The 11,339-nt window shown below is 67.9% G+C and carries 11 protein-coding genes; 7 read left to right on the plus strand and 4 right to left on the minus strand.

Annotated elements, in window-relative coordinates:
• The first annotated feature begins 97 nt into the window (after nt 1-97).
• Together GBZ26_RS20700 and GBZ26_RS20705 are read left to right on the plus strand one after the other, a co-directional pair.
• On the plus strand, nt 98-481 hold the full coding sequence (locus GBZ26_RS20700; RefSeq protein WP_211104870.1) for a hypothetical protein: 384 nt from the start codon (nt 98-100) through the stop codon (nt 479-481).
• Nucleotides 482-700: 219 nt separating this feature from the next.
• Nucleotides 701-925: a ChaB family protein gene (locus GBZ26_RS20705; protein WP_174440461.1), complete on the plus strand. Its 225-nt coding sequence runs from the start codon at nt 701-703 to the stop codon at nt 923-925.
• Between the two features lie 58 nt (nt 926-983).
• Here GBZ26_RS20705 and phoU read toward each other — a convergent pair whose 3' ends face one another.
• The gene (phoU, locus tag GBZ26_RS20710) at nt 984-1,694 is read right to left on the minus strand and encodes a phosphate signaling complex protein PhoU (RefSeq protein ID WP_174440462.1); all 711 of its coding nucleotides are present in this window, start codon (nt 1,692-1,694) and stop codon (nt 984-986) included.
• Nucleotides 1,695-1,875: 181 nt separating this feature from the next.
• Between phoU and GBZ26_RS20715 the strand changes: the two genes are divergently transcribed.
• Nucleotides 1,876-3,186: a pentapeptide repeat-containing protein gene (locus tag GBZ26_RS20715; RefSeq protein ID WP_174440463.1), complete on the plus strand. Its 1,311-nt coding sequence runs from the start codon at nt 1,876-1,878 to the stop codon at nt 3,184-3,186.
• Between the two features lie 43 nt (nt 3,187-3,229).
• On the opposite strand, the gene GBZ26_RS20720 is transcribed toward GBZ26_RS20715, so the two are convergent.
• Nucleotides 3,230-3,673 (minus strand): MarR family winged helix-turn-helix transcriptional regulator, encoded by a 444-nt coding sequence (locus GBZ26_RS20720; RefSeq protein WP_246653598.1) that lies wholly within the window; start codon nt 3,671-3,673, stop codon nt 3,230-3,232.
• A gap of 473 nt (nt 3,674-4,146) precedes the next feature.
• On the opposite strand from GBZ26_RS20720, the gene aguB reads away from it, so the two are divergent.
• Entirely contained in the window at nt 4,147-5,043 is an 897-nt protein-coding gene (aguB, locus tag GBZ26_RS20725) for an N-carbamoylputrescine amidase (protein ID WP_174440465.1), read from the plus strand.
• A gap of 24 nt (nt 5,044-5,067) precedes the next feature.
• Here aguB and GBZ26_RS20730 read toward each other — a convergent pair whose 3' ends face one another.
• Entirely contained in the window at nt 5,068-5,715 is a 648-nt protein-coding gene (locus GBZ26_RS20730; protein WP_174440466.1) for a putative metalloprotease CJM1_0395 family protein, read from the minus strand.
• A 205-nt stretch (nt 5,716-5,920) separates the two neighbouring features.
• Here GBZ26_RS20730 and GBZ26_RS20735 point away from each other — a divergent pair, with 205 nt between their 5' ends.
• The 3 genes from GBZ26_RS20735 (at nt 5,921) to GBZ26_RS20745 (ending at nt 10,452) form a co-directional block, all read left to right on the plus strand.
• Nucleotides 5,921-9,037, plus strand: a complete 3,117-nt coding sequence (locus tag GBZ26_RS20735) for an SLBB domain-containing protein (RefSeq protein ID WP_343207197.1) — start codon at nt 5,921-5,923, stop codon at nt 9,035-9,037.
• A 29-nt stretch (nt 9,038-9,066) separates the two neighbouring features.
• Entirely contained in the window at nt 9,067-9,864 is a 798-nt protein-coding gene (locus GBZ26_RS20740) for a glycosyltransferase family protein (protein ID WP_425514930.1), read from the plus strand.
• A gap of 120 nt (nt 9,865-9,984) precedes the next feature.
• Nucleotides 9,985-10,452, plus strand: a complete 468-nt coding sequence (locus GBZ26_RS20745) for a helix-turn-helix domain-containing protein (RefSeq protein WP_145626568.1) — start codon at nt 9,985-9,987, stop codon at nt 10,450-10,452.
• 23 nt (nt 10,453-10,475) lie between these two features.
• Here GBZ26_RS20745 and GBZ26_RS20750 read toward each other — a convergent pair.
• Nucleotides 10,476-11,339 (minus strand): glycosyltransferase family 2 protein (locus GBZ26_RS20750; RefSeq protein WP_247884857.1); only part of this gene is annotated, 864 nt, incomplete at its 5' end.

Here is an 11,339-nt window from a genome sequence, read left to right on the forward strand (position 1 = left end):
TGCCACGCCCATTCAACCCGCGCCTCCCCGGCCACCGCCGGTCGCGGCCCCCCCCCCCCCCCCGCCCCCGCCGCCCGCCCCGGCTCAGACCGCGCCGTTGCGCCTCATCCGGCCGGACCCGCAGCCGGCTTCCCACCCGGCCCCGGCTCAACCGGCTGCTGCCCAACCGGCACCGGCGCCCACCCAGCCCGCCTCCCAGCCCGCCGCAGCGGACGGAAGCCGGCCGGCCGGCACCAACCCTCCGCCGGTCGATGCCGTCGAGGCGCGGCTGCGCGACACCGCGCGCGGCTGCCTGAACGCCTACCGCGGCTGGCGCCAACAGCCGGGCGAAGCGTCGATCCAGACGCTGTCGGAAGCGGTGCACGAGCTGCGCAAGGCGCTGGCCCGGATCGAGATCGACATGTCCGCCAGCCGACGCGAAGAGCAGGCGCTCCGGCCCATTCCGATCCCGGCGCACCGCACCGCACGCCGCACACCGTAAGACCGGGCCATCAGAACGGGTCTTCGCAACGTTGCTTGGGTTACCGAAAAGCCCTTCCCCATGACCTGGGGAAGGGCTTTTTTATGCCCTGGACGTTCGGCCTAGGTCGTCCGCCGGCGCCGCCTACCTCCATCGCCACTGGAAAAAGCCCTACGGCCTTCATTGGAATAGCGGCTATAATGGCGGCAACAAGGCAATCATAAGCCGGAGGAACGCCCCATGACCTTCCGCAAGAACACCGAGCTGCCCGAATCGGTGAAGCGATGCCTGCCGCCGCCTGCGCAGGATATTTACCGTTCGGCCTTCAATCACACCTGGCAGGGCTGCCGGTCACCGGAGGCTCGCCATGCCATGCAGCGCGAGTTGTTGGCCCATAAGGTCGCCTGGGCCGCGGTCCGGCGACGTTACGAACCGGACGGCACCGGTTGGCGTCCCAAGCATTGAGACGCCACGGCCCTGCTGGGGCTCGTTGATCGTTCCCAGGGGCGCGCCGCAGGCGCCGTTACCGCTTCTCGACCACGGTGAAGCTGCTGAGGTCGCCCTTGGTCCGTTCCTCGGACGGCAGCCGTCCTTGCACGATGTAACAGATGTTTTCGGCCACGTTCGTGGCGTGATCCCCAGCCCGCTCGATGGCCTTCGCCACGAACAGCAGGTGGGTGCAGCCGGTGATCTGTGCCGGCGACTCCATCATGTATGTCAGAAACTCACGGAACAGGCTGGTGTAGGCCGCATCGACCTGGCCGTCCCGGTTGCGGACGGCCAACGCGCGCTCGGCATCCTGACCGTCATAGGCCGCAATCACGTCGCGGATCATGCCGAGCACCGTCTCGCCCATCCAGGACAGCGACGCGACGGGTGGCTCAACCGGCAGATCCGCCAGGGTAACCGCGCGCTTGGCCACCGAACTCGCGAAATCGCCCATACGCTCCAGATTCGAGGCGATCTTGAGCGCCGACACGATGTCGCGCAAATCCTTCGCCATGGGCTGACGCAAGGCCAGCAGCCGCACGCTCAGCGCTTCCAGCTCAAGTTCCAAACGGTCGATCTCGGCGTCGGCCTCGATCACCCGTGAGGCCTTGCCGGCGTCCCGCTCTGCAATGGCTTCCAGCGCGGCGGCGAACTGTTCTTCCACCCGTCGTCCCATGGTCACGATGATCTGGTGCAGGCGCGCCAGTTCGGCATCGAAAGCCGCCACCGTATGTCCGCCGGTCATTCCGAGCCTCTTTCCCTTGTTTCCTCACCACGCCGCATCGGTTCGGCGCAGCATCGCGCCGGGCAACGGAACAGCATGTTAACAATTAAACCAGATTATCTTATGACACTGCTAACGCGCTGGAGTAACCGCGCCCATCCCCCGCATCGCGCCGGGAGCGGGCCGATCGTCGGACGGGGTCATGACGCCACATGAGTTGGTCGCCGTGCTGGAAAAGCACGAGCGTTGGCTGAAGAACCGGTCGGGCGGCAATCGCGCCAACCTGACCATGACCAACCTGGAGGGATCGAATCTCGCCGGGGTGGAGCTGACTCAGGGCAAGCTGTCGGGCGCCAACATGGCCCATTGCGACCTGTCCAACGCGAATCTCAGCCACGCCGACCTGTTCGCCGCCCATCTGACCAAGGCCGACCTGACCGGCTGCAATCTCTACCGGGCGGATCTGCGCGGCGCCCACATGCGCGGCGCCAAGCTGAAGCGGGCGATCCTGAAGGAAGCCGACCTGCGCGGCGGCGCTCTGCTGTATGGCGGGAATGGGGCGAACGGCGGCAAGGGGCTGGATTTCGTGCGGTCCGACTTGTCCGGCAGTGACATGGACGACGCGATGATGTCGAACGCCAACCTGTCCGGCGCCGACCTGACCGATGTGTCGATGAACGGGGCGGATTGCGAAGGCGCGCTGATGGCGGGAGCGACGCTGATGCGCTCCACCATGAAGAACTGCAACCTCGCCCGCGCCGATCTGCGCGGCTGCAACCTCTCCGGGGTCAACCTCCAGGGCGCCATTTTGCGCGACGCCAACCTGAACGGCGCCGTGCTGGCCGGCGCCAACCTGCGCAACGCCGATCTCCAGGGCGCGAAGATGGAGGGAACGGACCTTGCCGGGGCGGACACCACCGGCGCCAACATGGCGCGCTCCGCCGAGAATTTCTCGATCCAGATCCAGGAGGCGCTGCACAATCATTACACCTGGATCAACACCAACGGCGCCATGGGGTCGCGCGCCGACCTCAGCGGGGCGGATCTGTCGCACATCGACCTCCACGGCGTGAACCTGTCGGGCGCCAACCTGCGCGGCGTGCGGCTGGTCAGCGCCAAGATGCGCGATTCACTGCTCATCATGTGCGACATCTCCGCCGCCGACCTGACCGGCAGCGATTTCAGCGGCGCGATCCTCGACGGGGCGACGCTTCGCGGCACCAACCTGTCCGGCGCCCGGTTCGATGGGGCGGGCATCGGTTGGGTCGATATCAAAGGTCCGGACGGCAAGCCGACCGGGCGGCTTTGGGCGGCGAATTTGACCGGCAGCAACTTCACCGGAGCCTCCTGCGTCCGGACCAACATGCGTGGGGCGAACCTGGCAGGCTGCGACTTCACCGGCACCGACCTGACCGGAGCGATCCTCAGCGACGCGAACATTCGCGACGCGCGCTTCACCAACGCCAACCTGACCGGCGCAAGCCTGCCGCCGCCCCCCGATCCGGACGACTGACTGGAGCGACCAACGAGCGGGACGTTCGGTCGCCACGCGCCCGTTATCCCAACTCGTCGTCCCCACCGACGGACGGCAATCCGCCGAGGTTGGCGGACACGCGGCGCAGAACGCTGACGGTCAGTTCCAGTTCACGCGGCGCGATGCCCCGGGTGGCGGCTTCCTCGATCTCCTCCACCCCGGGCAGGATGTCGGCCCGCAGCGCCTTACCCCTCGGCGTCAGGTAGATGTTCACCTTGCGCCGGTCGTGCGGGTTGCGCACCCGCTGGACGAGATCGCAGCGTTCCAGATTGTTCAACGCGCTCACCGTGGTGGGTTCCATCATGCCGACCCGCTGGCTCAGTTCGCGCTGGGTCAGCCCGTCCTCCTCCCACAGGGCGCGAAGAAAATACCACTGCCCCATGCTGACTCCGTGGTCGGCGATGCGGATCTGCAGCGCCCGCGCGATGGCGCGATGCACCTCCCGCACGGCCCGCGGCAAAGTCATGGCGGACTGGGGGAGCGCGCCGGCATCCTCTCCTTGTGTATCGGCCCCTTGTGTCTCGGCCCCTTGAGTCGCGGCGAGTGTGGCTTGCTGTCTCTTGAAACGCCCAACCATGACAACGATCTCTCGGCAGGCGTCCGTCAGGCCGTGGTGCGGTGCAGCGGACGAAATCAACTTGCCCGATCATATCTTCTCTCGGAAAAATCGCAAAGCAATTGCGGATTAAAATTTCTGGTGCATGCAATAATATGCCGCGTAACCGACGCGCGACCCTTGGAGAGAATTTTTCATATTTATGCGTATGACTTGCGGGTTCTGCGCCCGATCGCCGGCTGCGGTCAGGCAAGAAGCTTGCTCCACCCTGAAACGTGGATGACTCTGAAAGGTTTGTGACAGGGCGGGGATGAGGTTGCACGCCTGCCCATCCGCCCATTAACACGGCACGGCATCACGCAAAAGCACAGGAGCACCAGCTTATGCGCCCCACCACCGGACGCACCGTCACCGTCGCGGCGACCCAGATGGCCTGCGGTTGGGACCGCGACGCCAACGTGAACGGCGTCGAACGCCTCGTGCGCGACGCGGCGGCGCGCGGCGCGCAGATCATCCTGCCCCAGGAGCTGTTCGAGACCCCCTATTTCTGCAAGGACCAGAAACAGGAATTGTTCGCCCTCGCCCACCCGGTCGAGGATCACCCGGTGATCGCGCGGATGAGCGCGCTCGCCCGTGAACTGTCCGTGGTCATCCCCACCAGTTTCTTCGAGCGTGCGCGGAACGCCTATTACAACTCGCTGGCGATGATTGACGCGGACGGAACGGTCCTCGGCGTCTACCGCAAGACCCACATCCCGGATGGCCCCGGCTACCAGGAAAAATACTATTTCAACCCCGGAGACACCGGCTTCCAGGTCTACAAGACCCGCTATGCCGCCATCGGCTGCGCGATCTGCTGGGACCAGTGGTTCCCGGAAACGGCCCGCGCCATGGCGCTGAAGGGCGCGGAAATCCTGTTTTACCCCACCGCCATCGGGTCCGAGCCCCAGGACGGTTCCCTGGACAGCCAAGCCCACTGGACGCGGGTCATGCAGGGCCATGCCGGAGCCAACCTGATGCCGCTGGTCGCCTCCAACCGCATCGGCCGGGAGGAGGGCGAGACCTGCGGGATCACCTTCTACGGATCCTCCTTCATCGCCGGACCGACCGGGGAACTGGTCGCGCAGGCCGACCGGGAGAGCGAGACGGTCCTGACCGCCAGCTTCGACCTCGACCGCATCGCCGCCCAGCGCGCGTCCTGGGGCATTTTCCGCGACCGCCGGCCGGAGTTGTACGGCCCGCTGCTGACCCTTGACGGCGAGTCCCCCGTCCGCCGCTGAGCATCGGAACCGGACCGTCCGGCGTCAGACCATGACGCCGGCGGTGCCGGTCCGCCGGCCGATGCCGAAGGCCGACGCATAAGCCGCGGCACCGCGCGCCGCCAACGCCGGCGCGGCTGTGTCGCTTGGCGACGCGCCGTCCTTTCCACCGCCCTCCCCATCGGGCGAACCCGGCTCCGACCCTTTCCGCCGCAGCTCCTGCTGCGCCTGCATCTTGGCAGCATCGGCCTGCTGGGCGACGCGAAGATCCTGCGCCGAGGGATCGGACGGCGCCAAGGCCGCCGCCTTGACCGTGTCCATCTTACGCGCGGTGGCTTCCGGGTCGCTTTCCGCGCTGACGTCCACCTGCACTTCGCCGGCGGTCGCGTAGTTCTTGCCGTCCGGCCCACGGGTGAAGGTGAAGGAGGCACCACCCGCGTGAGGCCCGCCCGCCGCCTGATGCGCCGCCTCGTGCTGGCGAACGCTGGCATCGATACGCTTGAGTTCCTGAACCTGCCGCTGCTGATCGTCGGTCAGCGCGCCTGGCTGGCCTGCGGCGTTCTGGTCCGCGCTTTTCCGAATCGTGTCCTGATCGGCGGTTTCGGCACCGTCAGGGGTCCGGTCACGCGCGGACGGGCCGGACCGCAAGGGCGGCCAGCCATAAACGCCATTCGACGTGACACCGGCAACCATGAGCAGCGGCTCCTGCGCGCTCCACGCAATGACCGTCAGTCTACACGCAGCATGACGGCACGGCAACGCAGCTTGGCCGTTGCCTTTTCCGGGATATGCACGCATTAGTATTCATTGAATCCGGCTTTTGCGGCCAATTCGGACCATGACCACGGTGCCGGCACCATCGATGTGTGAAACCGCGCGCAGAATTCTCGCCCATTTCGTGACGTTGACGGCTCTGATGGTCTGGGCGCTCGCCGTATCGGCGGCGGAGCCGGCATCCCCGGTGCTCCACGCCCGCACTACGGCGCAACCCTCACAGGCGAATCCGACGCTTCGCGCCGCCGCCACCCGGCCGGTTCCCGGTCCGGATTCCCTGTCTCCGATCGAGGCCTCCTACAGCGAACGGGCGGGCTCCGTCCTTCTCCAGTTCGGCTACGACCAGTTCGGCGAGGAACCGCCGCGGCGGGACGGAGCGGGTGGTGTGCAGGCGGACTACACGCTGGGTCCGGGCGACGAACTTCTGGTGTCCCTGCGCGGCCAGAAATCCGCCAGCAAGCGCCACCTCGTCGACGGGGCGGGGCTGCTGACCGTTGACGATGTGCGGCCCGTCGTGGCCCAGGGGCTGACCCTGGCGGAATTGCGCGTCCAACTGGCCGACGCCGTGACGGCCTCCTTTCCGGACACCGAGGTGTACGTCTCGGTGACTGAAATCCGGCGGATCGGCGTGCTGGTGACCGGCGCCGTGGCGCGTCCGGGCCGGCAGGAGGTCGGTGCCTTCGCCACGCTGATCGATGCGTTGACCGCCGCCGGCGGCGTCACCCGCGGCGGCTCGCTCCGCCGCATCCGGCTGTTTCATGCGCACACTGCGGCCAATACCCCGTCGAGTGGGTTGCCCATCGACCTGTACGACCTGTTCATGACCGGGGACGGCGCGAACGCGGGCATCCGGTTGCGCGACGGCGACCGCGTCTTCGTGCCGCCGCTCGGCCCCACGGTGGCGCTCGCCGGTCCGCTGAAACGCCCCGGCGTTTACGAGCTTCCCCCCGGCGAGAACCGTCTGCCGATCGCCGTGGCGCGGGAGATGGCCGGGGGCCTTCTGCGGCCCGGTGCGCATCGGGTGCTTCGCTACGCCATCGGTCCGAACGGCGAGGAGCGGGCGGAGGAACTGCCCGACACGGACAACGCCCAACTGGGCGACGGCGACCTGCTGCTGCTGGCGCCCCGCCGGGAGGATCGGCGCGGCGACCTGCGGCTGGACGGCCATGTCCTGCGCCCCGGCGCCCGGGCGTTGGACCGGGCTCCGACCATCGGGGCCCTGGTTTCGGCGGCCGATCTGGGGCCGGCCCCCTATCTGCCCTTCGCGGTGCTCGCCTCCATCCATCCGGGCAACCGCACGCGCGTCCTGCAGCCGGTCGATTTGGGGGCCGTGCTTGGCGGCCGTGACCGTCGCCCCCTTGCCGAGAACGATGTTCTTTATGTGCTGGGCGCGGACGATGTGGACTTCCTGACCTCCGAACCGGTGCTGGAGCTTCTGCGCGGCGCGCGCGAGCCAGCCCGGAATGCGTGCCGCGGCCTTGTGATCCTGGCCCGCGCCCTGACGGCCCGGCCGGACGGGCCGCTCGCCAACGGTCCGCAGGCGCGGGCGGCGGCGCGGCTGACCGGTGGACGCACACCCTGCCCGCCCCTGTTCGAAACCGTTCCCGACCTGCTCGTCTTCGCGCTGGAGCATTCCACCCTGCTGATGGGCGGTGTCCCCCGCCCCGGCTTCTATCCTTCCGCCGGACGGGGCAGTGCCGCGGAGCTGGCGCTTGCCGCGGGCGGGCCGGAGTCCGGCGCTTACGCGCCCCCCTTCGGCGGAGCCTCACAAAGCCGTCCGGCGGCGGGGACCATCGTGGAACCCGACGAGCCGGTCTATGAGTTGACCGGCCATGCCCGCCGCCCCGGCGTCCGCCCCCTGGCCGGGGGTGCCACGCTGCGCGACGCGCTGACCGGCGGCGATGCGCTGACACGGGACGTCTATCCCCTGCTGGGCGTGATCGAGCGCTTCGATCGCCGCACCCTCGTCCATCGATTGATTCCGTTCTCGCCGCAGGAGGTGGCCTCCGGACAGGCCAACCGCGCGCTCTCCGACGGCGATCGGGTGCGCCTGCTCTCCACCACCGAGGTGCTTGCGCTGACCAGGTCCCCGGACAAGGAACACAAGCCCGAGGCGCCGCCGACCGCCACCGGAGCAGTTGGTGCCGGAGCAGTTGGTGCCGGACCACCTGCCGCCGGATTACCCACCGCCGGACTACCCGCCCCCGAAGCACCCGACTCCGAACCGCCGCTTCCTGGCGAGATCGCGGAGTTGGTGAGGGAACGCGGGGTGCAGGTGCGGGGCGCCGTGCGAACCCCCGGCACCTATCCCGTGGCGGAAATGGCGACCGTCGAAGCCCTTCTGGCAACCGCCGGCGGCCCCGCCGCGACCGCCGACCTCGCCAGCCTGGAGGTCACCACCGCCACCGGGCAGCGCCGCCGCCTGGACCTGCGCGACGGCGCGACGGCCCGGACGGCGCTGCATCCGGGCGACAGCCTGCGCGTCAACCCCATTCCCCAGGCGCTGGAGGCACGGGCGGTCACCATCTCCGGCGCGGTGCGCCGCCCCGGTGCCTACGACGTCGCGCGCGGCGAGACGCTGTCGTCGCTGATCGACCGGGCCGGCGGCCTGACGGAGGAAGCCTACCCCGCCGGAGCCAGTTTCCTGCGCGACAGCGAGCGCAAGCGCGAGCGCGCCTGGTTCGACCAGCAGGCCCGCGACCTGGAGCGCTGGATGGTGCAGGAGGTCGAGAAGGGCGAGGCCGCGCGCTCGGATGTGGTCGGTCTCGCCCGGCAGCTCGCGACCCAGCTGCGCGGGGTGGAGCCGCTGGGCCGCATCGTCGTCGAGGCCGACCCGCTGGTGCTGCGCCAGCGGCCCGAACTGGACGTGCTGCTGGAACCGGACGACCGCATACTGATTCCGAAACGTCCCCTCACCGTCACCGTGACCGGCGAGGTGCTTCATCCGACCGCCGCGCAGTTCGTCAGCGGCAAGACCGCCGAAGCCTACCTCCGGGAGGCGGGTGGCGCGAGCCGCAACGCCGACGACGCCCGCATCTTCCTGGTTCTGCCGGACGGGAGGGCGCAGCCGCTGTCCCTCTCCTCCTGGAACCACACCGTCACGGCGATCCCGCCCGGCTCATCCATTGTGGTGCCGCGCGACCCGAAGCCATTCGATCTGATGGAGTTCTCCAAGAACATGGGCACCATCCTCGGCCAACTCGCCATCTCGGCGGCGGCCATCGCCGTGATCTCCGAGTGATGAGTGAAGCGGGAGCGGTCCGGTTGGCCGTGGTCACCGTCGTCCGCGACGACCTGCCCGGCCTTCTCGCCACACGCGCCAGCCTGCGCGCCCAGACCATGGCGGCCTACGACTGGTTCGTGGCGGACGGCGCATCCAACGACGGGACGGCCCGCTGGCTGGCCCGCCATGGCGACGAGGCGGTCTGGTGGCGCTCGTCGCCAGACCATGGCCTGTACGACGCCATGAACGTCGCGCTGGATGCCGTTGCCGAACGGTCATTCTCCTGCGGCTATCCGTGCAGCCACGTCCTGTTCCTCAACGCCGGCGACCGGCTGGCCGATGACCGGGTGCTGGAGCGGCTTCTTCCCATCCTGGACGCAAGTCCGGATGCCGATCTGTTCTACGGGGACGCGCTGGAGGAGCTTCCCGGCGGGCGGCTGGTCGTGAAGCCGGCGCGCTCGCACCGCCGCGCCCTGTTGGGCATGTTCACGCATCACCAAGCCATGGTCTATCGGTTGGCTGCCTTGTCCCGTGTCCGATTTGATCTGCGCCACGCGCTGGCGGCCGACTATGCGTTGACTTTGACGGTCCTTAAGCAGGGGGGGCCGGCTTACCGCTTGCCACTTCCGGTATGCATATTCGCCCCTGGCGGGCGGTCCCGGCAGGACCCGGCGCGCGGCCGGCGGGAGCAAGCGATCATCCGACGCGAGGTGCTTGGGCTGGGCCGGACCGCCAACGCAACATTATGGGGATTACAATGGCTTGCCCTTACCCTGCGCCAGACCATTCCATGGCTTTACACGAAATATCGTTTCTCATCAAATGAACGATCGTTTCTTTCATAAGCTTCGACGACTGAATCACGCATCTAGCTGTTGATGCGCACGAAAAGTTGCATAGAATTTACTTTTGGAACTAACCAATTTCCCTGGTGGCGACAACCACCTCCATACTGAGGGTCTATTATGAGTGCCACGAAATCCAAACTATCACCCGCCCACACGCTGTCACGCCGTGGCGAGGGTCCCAATCCGATCGACATCCATGTCGGCGCCCGGCTGCGCCTGCGCCGGACCCTGCTCGGCCTGAGCCAGGAGAAACTGGGCGAGGCGGTGGGCATCACCTTCCAACAGCTTCAGAAGTACGAGCGCGGGTCCAACCGAATCAGCGCCAGCCGCCTTTTCAACCTGTCACAGGTTCTGGGCGTCCCGGTCAGCTACTTCTTCGAGGACATGCCGTCGCCGGAGCACATCGCCACGCCGTCGCCCGACCTTCCGCCTTCCGAAACGGAAGAGTTCGAGTCGATGGCCCGTCGAGAGACCTTGGAACTGGTCCGGGCCTATTACCGGATCGAAGACTCCTCCGTGCGCAAGCGCACCTTCGACCTTCTCAAGGCGCTGGGCGGTGAGCGCGCTCTGGACGAGGCGGTGTAAGGCACGGCACCGTCGTCCGACCCTCAGTCGTCGGTGGACGCGGGAGGCCCGGCACGCCGCCTCGCGTCCGCGATCTTTACGCCGATCTGCCAGTAGTAAAAGGCCCGCGCCAGAGCGTGTTGGAACCCTGGACCCCCGTCCAGGAAGCCCAGGCGCCAAACATACCCGTAGAGAAAGACCAGGAGCGGACGGGCCGGCACCACGCCGAACAAAGTCTTGAGCCATCGGCGCACACCGGATTCCCGAGCGATCAGACTCGTCATCCGCCCATCGGACCGCAGCGCCGCTTCCCAGTCGGCGTAACGGGCGTGCCGGTCGAACCACGCCGCGACCGGCTTGTCGTCAGCATGGTCCAGGCCGTGGTGCAGCCGTCCGACGGTGCCGGCGATCACCGGCTGGTAATGGCCCTCGACCTCCCACATGGTGGCGACGTCGAGGTCGGGCACGGTCGGGAAATGTGCCTTCCGCCGGTCGAACAGGGCGAGTTTCCGGTTGCGCGCGCCGAAGCGCAGGCGCCGGCCCAAGAACACCGGATGACCATCGATGAAATACCCGGCATGCCGCGGCCCCACGGTCATCAGCGCGGCGATCTCGTCCACCAGCGCGTCGCCGAGCCGCTCGTCCGCATCGACGAACAGAACCCAATCCTGACGGAACGGCAGTCGGTCCAGGCACCATTGCTTCTTCTTCGGGTACCGCCCGTCCCACCGAAAGGGCACGACCCGCGCGCCCGCCGCCTCGGCGATGGCCGGCGTTCCATCGGTGCTGCCGCTGTCCACCACGAAGCGTTCGGCGAAACGCTCCAGCGCAGGAAGACAGCGGGGAAGGTTTTCCGCCTCGTCGCGGGTCATCACCACGACCGACACGGGGATCACGGAGCCGCCACC

Source organism: Azospirillum formosense (assembly GCF_013340925.1).
Lineage (GTDB): Bacteria > Pseudomonadota > Alphaproteobacteria > Azospirillales > Azospirillaceae > Azospirillum > Azospirillum formosense.

Excerpts from the sequence above, each read along its gene's own strand:
- phoU (WP_174440462.1), bottom strand. The coding sequence starts at position 1,694 with ATGACCGGCGGACATACGGTGGCGGCTTTCGATGCCGAACTGGCGCGC.
- GBZ26_RS20745 (WP_145626568.1), top strand. The coding sequence starts at position 9,985 with ATGAGTGCCACGAAATCCAAACTATCACCCGCCCACACGCTGTCACGC.
- GBZ26_RS20715 (WP_174440463.1), top strand. The coding sequence starts at position 1,876 with ATGACGCCACATGAGTTGGTCGCCGTGCTGGAAAAGCACGAGCGTTGG.
- GBZ26_RS20720 (WP_246653598.1), bottom strand. The coding sequence starts at position 3,673 with ATGACTTTGCCGCGGGCCGTGCGGGAGGTGCATCGCGCCATCGCGCGG.
- GBZ26_RS20730 (WP_174440466.1), bottom strand. The coding sequence starts at position 5,715 with ATGGTTGCCGGTGTCACGTCGAATGGCGTTTATGGCTGGCCGCCCTTG.
- GBZ26_RS20705 (WP_174440461.1), top strand. The coding sequence starts at position 701 with ATGACCTTCCGCAAGAACACCGAGCTGCCCGAATCGGTGAAGCGATGC.
- aguB (WP_174440465.1), top strand. The coding sequence starts at position 4,147 with ATGCGCCCCACCACCGGACGCACCGTCACCGTCGCGGCGACCCAGATG.